The 14,834-nt window shown below is 65.0% G+C and carries 18 protein-coding genes; 9 read left to right on the top strand and 9 right to left on the bottom strand.

All coding sequences use genetic code 11. The features are described from left to right. Position 1: 1 nt before the first annotated feature. Both AC07NK_RS13530 and AC07NK_RS13525 read right to left on the bottom strand, forming a co-directional pair. A complete protein-coding gene (locus AC07NK_RS13530; RefSeq protein ID WP_495171124.1) occupies positions 2 to 325 on the bottom strand; it encodes a helix-turn-helix domain-containing protein in 324 nt (107 codons plus the stop codon). 165 nt (positions 326 to 490) lie between these two features. Continuing rightward, the gene (locus AC07NK_RS13525; protein ID WP_495171123.1) at positions 491 to 661 is read right to left on the bottom strand and encodes a CsbD family protein; all 171 of its coding nucleotides are present in this window, start codon (positions 659 to 661) and stop codon (positions 491 to 493) included. A 91-nt stretch (positions 662 to 752) separates the two neighbouring features. Between AC07NK_RS13525 and AC07NK_RS13520 the strand changes: the two genes are divergently transcribed. Next, positions 753 to 1,349: a class I SAM-dependent DNA methyltransferase gene (locus tag AC07NK_RS13520; protein ID WP_495171122.1), complete on the top strand. Its 597-nt coding sequence runs from the start codon at positions 753 to 755 to the stop codon at positions 1,347 to 1,349. Here AC07NK_RS13520 and thiS read toward each other — a convergent pair. Then, the gene (gene thiS, locus AC07NK_RS13515; protein WP_495171121.1) at positions 1,346 to 2,356 is read right to left on the bottom strand and encodes a sulfur carrier protein ThiS; all 1,011 of its coding nucleotides are present in this window, start codon (positions 2,354 to 2,356) and stop codon (positions 1,346 to 1,348) included. The two genes, AC07NK_RS13520 and thiS, sit on opposite strands and share 4 nt — an antisense overlap. A 63-nt stretch (positions 2,357 to 2,419) precedes the next feature. Here thiS and aroQ point away from each other — a divergent pair, with 63 nt between their 5' ends. The 3 genes from aroQ (at position 2,420) to accC (ending at position 4,769) form a co-directional block, all read left to right on the top strand. Next, a complete protein-coding gene (gene aroQ / locus AC07NK_RS13510; protein ID WP_495171120.1) occupies positions 2,420 to 2,854 on the top strand; it encodes a type II 3-dehydroquinate dehydratase in 435 nt (144 codons plus the stop codon). A 64-nt stretch (positions 2,855 to 2,918) separates the two neighbouring features. Further along, a complete protein-coding gene (gene accB, locus AC07NK_RS13505; RefSeq protein ID WP_495171119.1) occupies positions 2,919 to 3,398 on the top strand; it encodes an acetyl-CoA carboxylase biotin carboxyl carrier protein in 480 nt (159 codons plus the stop codon). A gap of 6 nt (positions 3,399 to 3,404) precedes the next feature. Continuing rightward, on the top strand, positions 3,405 to 4,769 hold the full coding sequence (gene accC, locus AC07NK_RS13500; RefSeq protein WP_495171118.1) for an acetyl-CoA carboxylase biotin carboxylase subunit: 1,365 nt from the start codon (positions 3,405 to 3,407) through the stop codon (positions 4,767 to 4,769). 3 nt (positions 4,770 to 4,772) lie between these two features. Here the strand turns inward: accC and AC07NK_RS13495 are convergent, their stop codons facing one another. The 3 genes from AC07NK_RS13495 to AC07NK_RS13485 all read right to left on the bottom strand — a co-directional run bounded on the left by AC07NK_RS13495 (position 4,773) and on the right by AC07NK_RS13485 (position 6,993). Next, on the bottom strand, positions 4,773 to 5,114 hold the full coding sequence (locus AC07NK_RS13495; RefSeq protein WP_495171117.1) for a hypothetical protein: 342 nt from the start codon (positions 5,112 to 5,114) through the stop codon (positions 4,773 to 4,775). Continuing rightward, positions 5,114 to 5,971 (bottom strand): hypothetical protein, encoded by an 858-nt coding sequence (locus AC07NK_RS13490; RefSeq protein ID WP_495171116.1) that lies wholly within the window; start codon positions 5,969 to 5,971, stop codon positions 5,114 to 5,116. The genes AC07NK_RS13495 and AC07NK_RS13490 overlap by 1 nt, the downstream gene beginning before the upstream one ends. Before the next feature lie 119 nt (positions 5,972 to 6,090). After that, positions 6,091 to 6,993, bottom strand: a complete 903-nt coding sequence (locus AC07NK_RS13485; protein ID WP_495171115.1) for a cyclase family protein — start codon at positions 6,991 to 6,993, stop codon at positions 6,091 to 6,093. 74 nt (positions 6,994 to 7,067) lie between these two features. On the opposite strand from AC07NK_RS13485, the gene arsC reads away from it, so the two are divergent. Then, the gene (gene arsC, locus AC07NK_RS13480) at positions 7,068 to 7,403 is read left to right on the top strand and encodes an arsenate reductase (glutaredoxin) (protein ID WP_495171114.1); all 336 of its coding nucleotides are present in this window, start codon (positions 7,068 to 7,070) and stop codon (positions 7,401 to 7,403) included. Here arsC and AC07NK_RS13475 read toward each other — a convergent pair. Further along, positions 7,400 to 7,747, bottom strand: coding sequence for a PAS domain-containing protein (locus tag AC07NK_RS13475; protein WP_495171113.1), 348 nt, complete (start codon positions 7,745 to 7,747; stop codon positions 7,400 to 7,402). The genes arsC and AC07NK_RS13475 overlap by 4 nt on opposite strands. 76 nt (positions 7,748 to 7,823) lie before the next feature. Beyond that, positions 7,824 to 8,579 (bottom strand): energy transducer TonB, encoded by a 756-nt coding sequence (locus AC07NK_RS13470; protein WP_495171112.1) that lies wholly within the window; start codon positions 8,577 to 8,579, stop codon positions 7,824 to 7,826. Between the two features lie 94 nt (positions 8,580 to 8,673). Between AC07NK_RS13470 and purL the strand changes: the two genes are divergently transcribed. Further along, positions 8,674 to 10,887, top strand: a complete 2,214-nt coding sequence (gene purL, locus AC07NK_RS13465) for a phosphoribosylformylglycinamidine synthase subunit PurL (RefSeq protein ID WP_495171111.1) — start codon at positions 8,674 to 8,676, stop codon at positions 10,885 to 10,887. A gap of 4 nt (positions 10,888 to 10,891) precedes the next feature. Here the strand turns inward: purL and AC07NK_RS13460 are convergent, their stop codons facing one another. After that, a complete protein-coding gene (locus AC07NK_RS13460) occupies positions 10,892 to 12,424 on the bottom strand; it encodes a GGDEF domain-containing protein (protein ID WP_495171110.1) in 1,533 nt (510 codons plus the stop codon). 197 nt (positions 12,425 to 12,621) lie between these two features. Between AC07NK_RS13460 and AC07NK_RS13455 the strand changes: the two genes are divergently transcribed. From AC07NK_RS13455 to AC07NK_RS13445, 3 genes are read left to right on the top strand one after another with little or no spacing between them, the layout of a single operon-like run. Beyond that, complete coding sequence (locus AC07NK_RS13455) at positions 12,622 to 13,029, top strand: hypothetical protein (RefSeq protein ID WP_495171109.1); 408 nt, start codon at positions 12,622 to 12,624, stop codon at positions 13,027 to 13,029. A 25-nt stretch (positions 13,030 to 13,054) separates the two neighbouring features. Next, positions 13,055 to 13,492: a hypothetical protein gene (locus AC07NK_RS13450; protein ID WP_495171108.1), complete on the top strand. Its 438-nt coding sequence runs from the start codon at positions 13,055 to 13,057 to the stop codon at positions 13,490 to 13,492. A 48-nt stretch (positions 13,493 to 13,540) separates the two neighbouring features. After that, positions 13,541 to 14,818, top strand: a complete 1,278-nt coding sequence (locus AC07NK_RS13445; RefSeq protein ID WP_495171107.1) for a DUF418 domain-containing protein — start codon at positions 13,541 to 13,543, stop codon at positions 14,816 to 14,818. Positions 14,819 to 14,834 lie beyond the last annotated feature (16 nt).

The raw sequence follows: 14,834 nt of genomic DNA, 5'->3' as shown, positions 1-14,834 counted from the left end.
GTCAGGCCGCGACCAGCGCCCGCTTCTCGGCCATCGCTTCCGTAATCGCCTCGCTCGCCCAGCGTTCGCAAAGCCCGACCGAGCGCGCGAACGCCTTGACGAAGCCCTTGGCGTAGATGCGTCCGGGGATGATCTCGAAGCGCTCGTCCTCAATCGCGTTGAGATAGCGGATCGGCACGCGCGTCTGCGTGGCGACCTGCTCGATCGTCATCTCGCGCTCGCGACGCGCCTGAGCAAGGACGTAGCCCAGGCTGCCGCGCGGTTCGACGCGCCACTCGCCCTGAGCGAAAGGTAGAACTGGATGTTCGACAACGGCGTTGATCACGAGTCGAGCCCCCCGGATGGCTGACTTGCGCCGGGAAAAAGCCCGGCCCGAAACAGGATAATGCACAACGAAAGTTAACGAGTCGAATCGGCCCATCCATGAAAAAGGGCCACTTCCCGCAGGAAACGGCCCTTAATCCGACTTTTATGCGAATTTGTGTCAAATTCAGATGTCGTCGCCCAGCGCGCCTTTGACCTTGCCGGCAAGCTGTTGCGCCTTGCCCTTCACTTCCTGCTTCTCGCCTTCCGCCCGCGTTTCCGGATCATTGCTGTGCTGCTTGGCCTTGCCGATCGCTTCGTTGACGTTGCCTTTGATCTTGTCGACGAGTTCGCCCATGATGAGCTCCTTTGACTGTTGGTCCGGACTATCCAACCGATGGGGGATATGAGGGTTCCGGGGAGGCGCCAGAACGTGGCGGACTTGCGGCGTGCCTGATCGCATCGCTGAACTGTATCAGCGCCACGCGCACGCCTTCGACGCCGCGCGCCGCCGCAGCTTTCCGGAGCGGATCTGGCTCGACCGTTTCATCCGGCATTTGCCAAAGGACGGCGCACTGCTCGATCTGGGCTGCGGCGGAGGCGAACCGCTCGCACGCTATTTCATCGACCGCGGATTTCATCTCACCGGGATCGACATCGCCCCGGGCATGATCCAGCTCGCGCGCACTCGCTTTCCGCGCGATCGCTGGATTGAGGCGGACATGCGCAAGTTCGGCGCCGAGTCGAGTGCCTATGACGGCATCATCGCGTGGAGCAGCCTGTTCCACCTTGATGTGGAATGGCAGGAAAAGCTGATCCCGCGCATCGCCGTCTGGCTCAAACGCGGCGGCGTCGCGCTGTTCAACAGCGGTCCCGCGCGCGGCATCGCGATCGGTGAGCTGGAGGGCGAGGAGCTGTTCCACGCCAGCCTCGCCCCCGCCGAATATCGCGCCCTGTTCGCCAGCAGCGGCCTTGCCGTGATCGCCCACCGCATCGAAGATCCCGATTGCGGCGGCATGACCGTCTGGCTGGTGGGAAAGACCTAGATAAGCCCCGCCAGCGGGCTCGACGGATCAGCATAGCGCCGCTTGCCCATCCGCCCCGACAGATACGCCAGACGCCCGCTCTCGACCGCCAGCCGCATCGCGCGCGCCATCAGGATCGGGTCCTTAGCCTCAGCGATCGCGGTGTTCATCAGCACCCCGTCGCAGCCCAGCTCCATCGCCACCGCCGCATCGCTCGCGGTGCCGACACCGGCGTCGACCAGCACGGGCACGGTCGCGCCCTCAACGATCAGGCGGATCGTGACGAGATTCTGGATACCAAGGCCCGATCCGATCGGCGCGCCCAGCGGCATGATCGCGACGGCACCGACATCCTCCAGCCGTTTCGCCGCGATTGGATCGTCGACGCAATAGACCATCGGCTTGAAGCCCTCATTGGCGAGGACTTCAGTCGCGCGCAGCGTCTCGACCATGTCGGGGTACAGCGTCTTCGCCTCGCCCAGCACCTCGAGCTTGACCAGCTCCCAGCCGCCCGCCTCGCGCGCCAGTCGCAGCGTGCGGATCGCGCTGTCCGCGTCGAAGCAGCCGGCGGTGTTGGGCAGGTAAGTGATCTTCTTGGGATCGATATAGTCGGTCAGCATCGGCGCATTGGGGTCGCTGACGTTCACCCGGCGCACCGCCACGGTGACGATCTCAGCGCCCGAAGCCTCGACCGCCGCCGCGTTCTGCTCGAAGTCCTTGTACTTGCCGGTCCCGACGATCAGCCGCGAGCGGAACGTCTTGCCGGCAACGGTCCAGCTATCGTCATTCACCGCTGCGGCGTGGTCGCCACCGCCAACGAAGTGCACGATCTCGATCTCGTCGCCATCCTCGACCAGCACCTGCGTCAGCGTCGATCGCGGAACCACCTCCAGATTGCGTTCGACCGCCACCTTCTCGGGCGCGAGGCCCAGCTCGCCCGCAAGCTGCGCGAGCGTGATGCCGCCCGCAACGCGGCGATGCTCGCCATTGACCGTGATCGTGATCGTGCCGTCGCTATGAGTCTGCATGCTGGTCCTTTCGCTCGGGCGCGATATAGGGGCTAGCGCAAAAGCTCAAATGCAGGAGTTGGCATGGCGGATACGATTTACGTACTCAACGGGCCGAACCTGAACCTGCTCGGCACGCGTGAGCCAGAAATCTATGGCTCCGACACGCTCGATGACATTGCCGGCATGCTCGAGGATCGCGGACGCGAGCTCGATCTCATCATCGACATGCGCCAGTCGAATCACGAAGGGCATCTGATCGACTGGATGCACGAGGCGCAGGCCCATGGCGCCAGGGCGATCTTGCTGAATTCGGGCGCCTATACCCACACGTCGCTGGCGCTTTACGATTGTATCCGTTCGATCCGGACCCCGGTGATCGAGGTCCATATCTCCAACCCGCACAATCGCGAGGAGTATCGCCGCCACAGCTATGTCGGCATGGCGGCAAAGGGAACCATCGCCGGCTTCGGCGCGCATTCCTACGTGCTTGCGCTTGAAGCGGCGGCCCGTCTCTGACATTGGGCGCGTTTATATGCGTGTCCCGGGCAAACTGTGGACCGCTTCCGATTTTCGAGGTCGCATGAGCGAAGAGAACAAAAAGAACATGCACGTGGACATTGAGCTGGTGCGCCAGCTCGCCGCAGTGCTCGACGAAACCAACCTGACCGAGATCGAGGTCGAGGACGGCGACCGCAAGGTCCGCGTCGCGCGCAAGGTCAGCGCTGCGCCGGTGGCCTATGCCGCCGCGCCGGTCGCCGCTGCGCCGCTCGCGGCCGCTGCGCCCGCGTCGATGCCGTCGGACCCCGCTTCGATCACTCCTGCGCATGAGAATGCGGTCAAGTCGCCGATGGTCGGCACCGCCTATCTCTCGGCCGAACCGGGCGCCAAGCCGTTCGTCGCGGTGGGCAGCCAGGTCAAGGCAGGAGACACGCTGGTGATCGTCGAGGCGATGAAGGTGATGAACCCGATCGCTGCGCCGCATGGCGGCACGGTCAAGGCGATCCTGATCGAGAACGGCCAGCCGGTCGAGTTCGACCAGCCGCTCGTCGTGGTCGAGTAACGCGCCTTGCCGGAAATCAAAAAGCTCCTGATCGCCAATCGCGGCGAAATAGCGCTGCGCATCCATCGCGCATGCCACGAAATGGGGATCAAGACGGTCGCCGTGCACTCGACCGCCGATGCGGATGCGATGCACGTCCGCCTCGCCGATCAGGCGGTGTGCATCGGCCCGCCGGCAGCGGCCGATTCGTATCTCAACATCCCCAACATCATCTCGGCCGCCGAAATCTCGGGCGCCGACGCGATCCATCCGGGCTACGGCTTCCTCTCCGAGAACGCCAAGTTCGCCGAGATCGTCGAGCTGCATAACCTGATCTTCGTCGGCCCGAAGCCCGAGCATATCCGGACGATGGGCGACAAGGTCGAAGCCAAGCGCACTGCCGGTGCGCTCGGCCTCCCGCTCGTCCCCGGTTCGGACGGCGCGATCAGCGACGTTGATGAAGCCAAGAAGATCGCTGCCGAAATCGGCTATCCGGTGATCATCAAGGCCGCATCGGGCGGCGGCGGTCGTGGGATGAAGGTCTGCACTGACCCCGACCAGTTCGAAACGCTGATGCAGCAGGCGGGCAGCGAGGCGAAGGCCGCGTTCGGCGACGCCACCGTCTACCTCGAGAAATATCTCGGCAATCCGCGCCACATCGAGATTCAGGTGTTCGGCGACGGCAATGGCAACGCCATCCACCTCGGCGAGCGCGACTGTTCGCTGCAGCGCCGCCACCAGAAGGTACTCGAGGAAGCGCCCTCCCCCGTCCTCTCGGCCGAGGAACGCGACCGGATCGGCGGCATCTGCGCCAAGGCGATGGCCGATATGGGCTATCGCGGCGCGGGCACGATCGAGTTCCTGTGGGAAAATGGCGAGTTCTACTTCATCGAGATGAACACCCGGCTTCAGGTCGAGCATCCGGTGACCGAGGCGATCACCGGTCTCGACCTTGTCCGCGAGCAGATCCGCGTCGCCGAAGGTCATGGCCTGACGCTGCGTCAGGAAGACGTCCAGTTCCGCGGTCATGCGATCGAATGCCGCATCAATGCGGAAGACCCGCGCACCTTCGCGCCCTCGCCGGGGCTTGTGAAAGCGTATCATGCGCCGGGTGGCATGAACGTCCGCGTCGATAGCGGCCTCTACACCGGCTATAAGGTACCGCCTTACTACGACAGCATGATCGCCAAGCTGATCGTCTATGGCACCACGCGTCAGGGCGCGCTCCGCCGGCTGCGCCGCGCGCTCGAGGAATTCGTCATCGAAGGCGACGGGATGAAGACCACGATCCCGCTCCATCAGGCGCTGCTCGATAACCCGCAGTTCCAGCAGGGCGACTATACGATCAAGTGGCTCGAAGAGTGGCTGGCGCGCGAGGAAGAGAAGGGCTGAGCGTCAGGCGAGCGCCGCTCGCCCGGCGATCCTCAGGATCGAATCGACCACGCCCAGCACGCCGGCAACGCCGTGCAGTACGTCATTCATCGCGTCGACCCGTTTAGTTGCCTTCCTGATCTCAGCCCCGGCATTGCGGATCGATGTGATCTGCGTTTCCAGCGCGCCGGTTCCGGTTGCGAACGCCGCTGCCTGAAGCTTGACGATCCGCGCGTTGACCTTGCGATACTCGGCGGCAAGTCGCTGGCGCTCACCGGCGTCGCTTGCCTCGAGACGACGCTCCTGAACCGCGTCGCGAATGCCTTCCAGTTCGATAACGATCTGGTCGATGCTGCTATCGGGCATTAGTGCCTCTCCCCCACACTGGCGCGCGCCTTGGCGAGCCGCTGGTCGACCTGTTCGATCCAGTAGAGCGTCGCGCCGTCATGGCTCTTTGCCGCTGCGCTGTGCGCCTCTGCCAGCGCGAACAGGCTGTCACGCAGGCTGGCCAGCGCATAGAGCTGCGCGTCGCGCGCATCGAGCGCCTTGCTGTAATCCTGGATCACCGCGCGCCGCTGATCGCGCGTCCCCAGCTTCACACTGCCATACTCGTCCGCTGCGATCCCATCCAACCGCTCCCGCCATTGCGTCTCGACGATTCCCGACAGCGTGCCCTTGCCCGGGCCGGCGACCAGGTCGCCCATCCCGCGCACCATCGCCTGAAAGGCCGGGTCGACGTCGCGCATGATCGACTGTGCTTTCCGCTCGGCACCGGCCTGAACTGCGGAGCCGAACGCGGCAAAACCACTCGCCGAGTCCCGCGGCAAGCGGACATGGAGCGCGCCGTTCTGCAACGCGCTGCCAACGCCTGCCAGCCGCGCAAAGGCTTCATCCGACCGCCGTGTATCGGTCAGATCCTGCAGCCCGGCGAGATAGGCGTCGATCTGGTCGAACGCCGTATTCCATCGCGCCATGGTATCACGGGTGATCAGCGGGGTCAGGGCATCATCGTTCGGGGCGACATTTTCGTCGAGCAGCCCCTCGATCGCACTGTCGCGCCCCGTCGTGTTGATCGTGGCAAAGGCGCCGGTGGACTCGGTTTTCGCCTGCGCGGCGCCGGTTCGGATCGCACCGATATTACCACTCAATGCCGGGGCGGACGGCACACACCCCGCCAGAAGCAGGCCGATAGCCGATGTCAGGATCGCCGAACGCGCGCGCATGCCTTCCCCCTCCCGCCTCGGGCGGCGGGACCCTCAAACCAGAAGCGGAAACTCGCAACTACGCGCGCCTTCATATATGGCTGCGTAACGATCGGCGTCACTCGAAATAGTGACAAGCCTCATCCGGGCAGGATAGCCCATGGCCGCACCGGAAACGTCCCCATCCGCCGCACCTTCGGCGGCACCGCAGAGAATCGGAACCCGCTCGCGGGCAGCTCACCCAGCCGGGTCATATGCTCGACGATCGGGATTCCCGCGCCCAGCAGCACGCTGTGCACCGGCCGAGTATTCTCGGACACATTGTCGATATTGAACGAATCGATCCCGACCAGCCGAACCCCCTGATCGCGCAGATAGACTGCAGCCGCTTCGGTCAGATGCGGGTGCCCCTCGAAATACTGATCGGTGCGCCAGTGCCGGTCCCACCCGGTGTGCACCAGCACTGCCTTGTCGTGGACCTCCTGCGCCGCGAACGCCGTCCAGTCGATCGCGCGCCCGGCCGCACCCTCCACCCGGATGACGACGCCCTCGCAATCCGCCACGCGCGTCAGCGGCAGGTCCGCCAGATCATGCCCGTCGGCATAGCGGTGATAGGGCGTGTCGAGATACGTGCCGGTATTCCCGACCAGCTCGATCCGGTCGATCTGGAACTCGGTCCCCTCCGCATAGATCGAACGCGACGCTTCTCGCGAGAGATGGTCGCAGATCAGGGGTGCGGGCAACCCCTTATAGGTGATCATTCCCGCTTCGATCACATGGCTCAGGTCGATCAGCCGCGTGCCCGGGGCGACGCCCGGCATCGCCGCAATCTCTCCACGCTTGTGCCGCTCCTCGACGATCCGCTTGTTGAGGATGCGCACCTCACCCACCATCAGCAGGCGAAGGTCTGCAATCACATAGCGGGCAAGCTCGGCATCCCCGATATCGTCACCGTCGATGTCGAGGCGGAAATCCTGCCCCTGCACCCCGCCGCCATTGGAGAATTCTACCTCGAAATCGAAGCACACCCGCTTTTCGGTCATCGCCACTCCTTCACCGCTGGCACCCATGCCATTCCGCCCTATGTACGCATCCTGTCTAGCCAAGGGATCCCGGAATGAAGGCCACCATCTATCACAACCCGCGCTGCTCCAAGTCGCGTGAGGCGCTTGCGATCCTCAACGATGCAGGCGCCGACGTGACGATGGTCGAGTATCTTAAGACCCCGCCGAGCCGCGATGAACTTGCGCGCCTGTATACGAAGGCCGGCATGTCCCCGCGCGATGGCCTGCGCAAGGCGGAGGATGGCGCGAAGGTGCTCAAGGATGCCAGCGACGACGCGATCCTCGACGCGATGGCCGCCGACCCGATCCTGATCGAGCGCGCGCTGGTCGAAACTGAAAAGGGCGTCCGCCTCGGCCGTCCGCCCGAAACGATCCGCGAAATTCTCTAGCCAGCCTCGCCAGCAGCCGTCATCTCATCGGTGACGTCGATCTTGGTGCCATAGAGATAGCGCGCCACGCCATTCTCGGTCACGACATCGGCGGTAATCCGCATCCAGCGGATTGCGCCGTCGGCCCGTCGTATCCGCGCTTCAAAGGTGAAGCTCCCGCACACCGCAATCGCCGCGCCACGCAACCGCGCCAGCTCTTCTTGCGACTCGGGCAGATACATGGCGACGATCGCATCGCGCTCCAGCGCACTGCCGCGCGGCAGCCCGAACAGGTCGTAAACCCCCTCGCTCCAGGTCAGCGAATCGTCGCGCAGATCGCACTGCCAGGCAGCGTGAATAGGCATCACATGTGTTTGCGGATCGCGACTTCCGTGCATGTGGTCGCGTTACCATCGGATCGCCTAATGTCCAGTTAGCGGGTCATTCAGGTTCCGGCGGCAACCGCTCGAACACCCACTCATGCGTCTCCCGCACCAGCGCCGGAACCGGGCGCCCCCTGCCATCGCGCGAAGGACGGAAGCGGAATCGTTCGCGAATCAGCCGGCACGTGAGTGCGTCGAGCCGGGGAATGCCGCTCGATCGCACCACATCGCATTCAGGCACGCGTCCGTCGGTCTGGACCAGAAACAGCACCGTCACTTTGCCCCCGATCCCCTCGTCCGCCAGATCCTCCGGATAGTCCGAGTCGCGGATGCTTCCGCGAGTCTGGCGCGGCGGCGTGGCGTCCGGATCGCCCGCGCCGTCTCCGTCACCCCGGCCACCGCCGCCAAAGCCGTTGCCCTGCCCGCCTGCGCCCGTTCCCGGCCCGGCCACCTCCGCCGCGCCACTCGTCGCCTCTGCCGCATCCGCCGGCTTCTCGGCCGCGATCACCAGCGGCGGCACCACGATCGGCACGACCGGCTTGGGCGCCGCCACCTCGGTCGCGCGCGAGCGCAGATTGGGCGGAGCCGCTTCGCCCGACGGCCGCGTGTTCCGCTCGGGCATCCGCTCGACCTTCGGCTGGGGTTCGGGCTCTGGCAGGATGTCGAACAGCGCCACCCCGCTTTCGCCATTGGCCAGCTGCTCGCGCACCGCCAGCCCCAGTACGAGCACGATGCCCAGCACACACGTCGCCGCCAAAGCCGCCACCGCGCCGCCCGCCCGTTCGCGCGGACTCGAGAGCATCACCGCCGTCATGAACGTCTAAACGCACAACGCGCCTGAACCGGCGCTTTCCCATTGTTCGACAGTCAGGGGTGACGAACGTCGCGCGCCTCGCTATGCGCGCGCCATGACTCAGATCACCCCAGAGATCGTCGCCGAGCACGGCCTGTCCCCCGAGGAATATGAGCGCGTCCTGCACGCGATGGGGCGCGAGCCCAACCTCACCGAGTTGGGTATCTTCTCGGTCATGTGGTCCGAGCATTGCAGCTACAAATCGAGCCGCATCCACCTCAAGAAGCTGCCGACCGAAGCGCCCTGGGTGATCTGTGGTCCCGGCGAAAATGCCGGCGTGATCGACATCGGTGACGGTCAGGCCGCGATCTTCAAGATGGAGAGCCACAACCACCCGTCGTACATCGAGCCCTATCAGGGCGCGGCGACCGGCGTCGGCGGCATCCTGCGCGACGTGTTCACCATGGGCGCGCGCCCGATCGCGAACATGAACGCGCTGCGCTTCGGCCGCCCCGACCATCCCAAGATGAAGCACCTCATCGCCGGCGTGGTCCATGGCATCGGCGGCTACGGCAATTGCGTCGGCGTGCCGACCGTCGGCGGCGAGGTCAATTTCCACAAGGCCTATGACGGCAACATCCTCGTCAATGCGATGACCGTAGGCGTCGCCCAGACCGACAAGATCTTCTACTCGGCCGCATCGGGCGTCGGCAATCCGATCGTCTATGTCGGTTCGAAGACCGGCCGCGACGGCATCCACGGCGCGACCATGGCGAGCGCGGACTTCGGCGAGGATGCCGATGCCAAGCGCCCGACCGTGCAGGTCGGCGACCCCTTCACCGAAAAGCTGCTGATCGAGGCGTGCCTCGAACTGATGGCCTCCGACGCGATCGTCGCGATTCAGGATATGGGCGCCGCCGGCCTTACCTCCTCGTCGGTCGAGATGGCGTCCAAGGGCGGCGTCGGCATCGAGCTGATCATGGACGACGTGCCCCAGCGCGAAACCGGCATGACGCCCTATGAGATGATGCTGTCGGAGAGCCAGGAGCGCATGCTCATGGTGCTCAAGCCCGGCCGCGAAGCCTTTGCCGAAGCGATCTTCCGCAAATGGGAGCTCGACTTCGCCGTCATCGGCCATGTTACCGACACCGGTCGGATGGTGCTCAAGTGGAAGGGCGATACCGTCGCCGACATCCCGCTCGCACCGCTGGCCGACGAAGCCCCGCTCTACGACCGTCCGCACGTCCCGACGCCCAAGCCCGCCGAGCTTTCGGACGATCCGGAAAGCACCGACATCGTCGCAGATCTCGTCAAGCTGATGGGCTCGCCCGACATCGCCTCGCGCCGCTGGATCTGGGAGCAGTATGACCACATGGTCGGCGCCGACACCGTTCAGCGTCCCGGCGGCGACGCCGCAGTGGTCCGCGTCCATGGCACGCAAAAGGGCCTCGCGATCACCACCGATTGCACCCCGCGCTATTGCTTCGCCGACCCGGTCGAAGGGGGCAAACAAGCGGTCGCCGAAGCGTGGCGCAACCTGACCTCGGTCGGCGCGACCCCGCTCGCGATCACCAACTGCCTCAACTTCGCCAATCCGCAGCGGCCGGAGATCATGGGCCAGATCGTCGGCTGTCTCGAGGGCATGGGCGACGCCTGCCGAGCACTCGACTTCCCGATCGTCTCGGGCAACGTCTCGCTCTACAATGAGAGCAAGGCCACCGGCGGCGGCTCGGCGATCCTCCCGACCCCGGCGATCGGCGGCGTCGGCATCCTCGCCGACTGGTCGAAGTCGATGACGATCGGCTTCAAGGCGACCGGCGAGGCGATCATCGCGGTCGGCGAGCGCAGCGGTCATCTCGGCCAGTCGATCTGGCTGCGCGAGATCCATGGCCGCGAGGAAGGCCCGCCCCCGCCCGTCGATTTGAAGGCAGAGAAGCGCACCGGTGACTTCATCCGCGCGATGATCGGTCGCGGCGTCGTCAACGCCGTGCACGACGTGTCCGACGGCGGCCTTGCCGTCAGCCTCGCCGAAATGGCGCTGGCATCGGGCATCGGCGCGATGATCGATCAGGCGCAACCCTTCGGAATCGCCGGCTCCTTCTTCGGCGAGGATCAGGGCCTTTACCTCGTCACCGTTCCCGACGAAGCGCTCACCGAATTCCTCACCGCTGCCGCCGAAGCCGATGTCCCCGCCGACCCGCTCGGTCGGACGATCAAGGACCGTCTGATCTTCGAGCTGGACGAAGGCGACTGGTGCGTGAAGCTCGACGATCTGCGCGCCGCACATGAGGGCTTCTTCCCAGCGCTGATGGGACCGGCAGCGAACTGAGCGTCTAGCGGCTCACCAAGCGCGAGGATTCGTCCACCGGCCAGGCCGCGGTAACGCGGTTGCGGCCGGCGCGCTTGGAATCATAGAGGGCCGCATCGGCGCGCTCGATCAGCCGCTGCCCGGCGTCGCCATCGACTTCGGTCAGCCGCGCGACGCCGATGCTGACCGTCACCCGGCCGTTGGGCGCAGGGGAGACGAGCGCGAGCGCCTCGATCGCGATCCGCATTGATTCCGCGACGCCCAGCGCTTCGGCCGGACTGGCGCCCGGCAGGATCGCCGCAAATTCCTCGCCACCATAGCGCGCGACGACATCCGTCGCACGCGTCGCGCGGGCCTGAAGTGCCTCCGCCACGTCGCGCAGCCGTTCGTCGCCCGCCTGATGCCCCAGCGTGTCGTTGAGCAGCTTGAAATGGTCGATATCGATCATCAGCAGTGCCAGCCCCTGCCCGCCCCGGTCTGCACGCACCAGCTCGCGGCGCAGCGCCTCGTCGAACTGGCGGCGGTTGGGGAGCCCGGTCAGCGCATCGACCTGCGACAGCTGCGCCAGCTGGTCGCGTTCGCTCATCCCATGCAATTGGGCCAGCACCGCGCGCAGGCCATAGCCCAATGTGGCGGCGACGCATCCGGCGATCGCCAGCGCAGGCATGACCGGGACCAGCGCTGCCGATACGATCAGCAGGCTCAGCGGTAAGATCAGCGGGCTTCCGGTCCGGGCTACCCGCGCAAGTGTCGCGTTTGCACCGATGGTGGGCGATCCCGCTTGCCCGCGCAGCGCCAGAACCGCGAGCAGAATGAACGGGATCCCGACGACCACGCTGACCAGCGCACCGATCCTGTGATCCCAAAAGTGATTATAATATCCGGCAGCGAGCATATACGTCCAGGCGAAGGCCGCGAGTATGCCGAACAGCCGGTGCTCCCGCTCGGTCGTGCTCGCGCGATAGCGGAAGAGCGCAAAGATCGCGATAAAGGCGTTCTGGATGTCGAACGTCAGCGAGAGGGCCAGTTCGTCGGCCGTATCGACGACTCCAGACAGGTGGACGAAGCTGAAGATATAGGCGCCGAACAACACGCCCAGCACCACCGCCAATACGCCGTCGACGAGCCGCGCGCGCCAGGGGTCCCCATCTGGACTCGCCAGCAGGAACGCCAGCGGCACGCCGTAAAGTACGAACAGGAACATCGAAATCGCGCCGGTACCGGCAGGGCCGCCGGGCGTCAGTGCGCCGAGCAGCTGCCAACCGACTCCAACGCTCCAACAGAGCATTGCGAAGGCAACCAGCATCCAGGCAAGCCGCTCGCGGCCTCCGTTGCGCTGCGCCCGCCATCCGCAAGCGAGGGCCGCGATCAGCACCGCCAGCGTCTCGAACAACAACGTTCCGGCCGCGAGCGGGTTTCGGACAACCAGCGCCACGCCGGCATGTGCGGGGATGAAGATCAGCGGCAATGCAAGCGCCAGCCGTGTCGCGACCACATCTGCGCGTCCGGCAGCCATTGTGCCGAGCTCAGCGGCCGCGTCTGGCGCACTCTTACTCATCCTCCGCACTCTATGGGCGCGCGGTTAATACTTGCATAGCGGGAGCAGCAGGCGAGGTTGGCGTTTTCCTACCGCGTCATTTTGTGCCACCCTTCGTCCCGGTCCTGCCGGGTCCGATGCGCACAATCCCGGCCTCGCGCGTTTGAGTAGGCGATGTTCGCTACTTTCTGAACGGATCACGGGAGGAACCACAGCAAGTGACCGCCGGCTATTCGACCACTCCGCTCGCCGATAAGCTCGGGTTCAAGCCCGGCATGCGCGCCTTCATCGCCGACATGCCCGCCGGTGTCCGAGCCGACATTGCCCTCGACTCGCTGGGGCTCGAACTGCTTGCTGCGCCCGGAGCCGGCATCGACACGGCGCATGTCTTCGTCACCGAACGCGCCCGGCTCGACTGCGAGCTGGTTGCATTGCGGCAGCTCATCGCCCCCAGCGGTTTCATCTGGGTCTCGTGGCCCAAAAAGGCCGCGAAGGTGAAGACCGATATTACCGAGGATGTGATCCGGGAAATCGCCTTGCCGCTCGGCCTTGTCGACGTGAAGGTCTGTGCAGTCGATGAAATCTGGTCGGGATTGAAATTGATGATCCGCAAGGAACTGCGCTGACCGGCGAATGGAACAAGGGGGAAAGATGCAAAACTGGAGCACCGCAAAGCGAATTGCCGTCGCCACACTCGTGGCAGGCACGCTCGATATCCTTGCAGCGATCGGAATGACGCTCGCCTTCGGGCGACAGGTGGACGCGATGCTGCGCTACGTCGCTTCCGGACCTTTCCCCGATGCAAAGCTCTGGGGTGCGACGGGTGCCGGGCTTGGCCTCGCGGTACACTTCACGCTGATGGCGGTCATGGCGGCCGTCTTCGTCCTCGCCGCGGACCGTCTTCCCAAACTAAAGGCCCAGCCCATCTACTGGGGTGTCGTCTACGGCCTGATCACCTACGTGGCGATGAACCTGCTGGTCGTCCCGTTGCGCTTCGGCACCTTCCCCAGCGCGATCGCCATTGCCAGCCAGCTGCTGTTCCATATCCTGCTGGTGGGCATCCCCATGGCGCTGGTCGCGCGGCGCTAGCATCGCCCCCGATCGCGGTGTAGCAAGCGCGCAACACAGGGGAAATTCATGGCGACCACGGCACGCGACCGCATCCTCACGCTCGACACGGTGCGCGGGGTCGCGGTGATGGGCATCCTGCTCCTCAACATCATCGCCTTCGCCATGCCTCCCGCCGCCTATATGAACCCGCGTGCCTATGGCGGGTCCGAAGGCCTCGACCTCGCCGTCTGGCTCGGCAACTTCATCCTCTTCGATGGCAAGATGCGCGGACTGTTCTCCTTCCTCTTCGGCGCCTCGACGCTGCTGGTCATCGACGGCGCGACGGCGAAGGGCGAGAGCGCCGCAAAGATCCACTATGCGCGCATGATATGGCTGCTGGTTTTCGGACTGGTCCATTGCTGGCTGATCTGGTGGGGCGACATCCTCAACCATTACGCCATCGTCGGCATGGCGCTGTTCTTCTTCCGTAACACATCGGTGACGCGGCTGATCGGTCTCGGCATCGTCTTCCTTGTTCTCCAGCAGCTTGTCGCACTGGCGATGTTTGCCGGCCTCGAATTCTCCCGGGCCGGATTGACCAACCCGGACCCGGAAAGCGCACGTCAGGCGCGTGAAGCGATCGAAGCGTTCACGCTCGGCTTCGGCGTGCCCTCCGATACTGCCATCGCCGATATCGTTGGCACGCATCGCGCCGGATGGCTGGAGATCGCGGTAGAACGCTTCAAGACCGCCGCATCGTCTCCCTTCAGCTCGCTGTTCATGTTCGGCTGCGAGACGCTCGCCTATATGCTGTTCGGGATGGCGGCATTCCGGTCGGGCATGCTCACCGGGAGCTGGAACCGCCGGCGCTATCTGCGCTGGGTCGCGGTTGGCTTCGGCGTCGGCATCCCCGCCTATGCCGCATTCGCGGCGCTGATGATCGACGCCGATTTCTCAATGTCTTCGGTGATGCTCGGCGTCATCGTGCTCACCATTCCGGTCCGCCCGCTGATGATTCTCGGCTGGGCAAGCCTCATCATCCTGCTCATGCGTCCCGGCGGCGGGCTCACCACCCGCATTGCCGCGGCCGGCCGGATGGCGTTCACCAACTATCTCGCAACCAGCCTGATCTGCACCACGATCTTCTATGGCTATGGGCTGGGCTGGTACGGCGAACTGTCGCGCGCAGAAGTCTATCTGGTCGTCCTCGCCATCTGGGCGTTGATGCTTCTCTGGTCGAAACCCTGGCTAGAGCGATTCGCCTATGGGCCGCTCGAATGGCTCTGGCGCAGCCTCGCGCGCGGCAGCTTCCAGCCGATGGCCGGCGGCGCACTCAAACGATCAGTTGCGAACGCAACGCAATAACCATTGCGAATCACTC

The organism is Sphingomonas sp. GW821-FHT09B04 (assembly GCF_059418285.1).
This window is presented reverse-complemented; position numbering and strand designations above follow the sequence as displayed.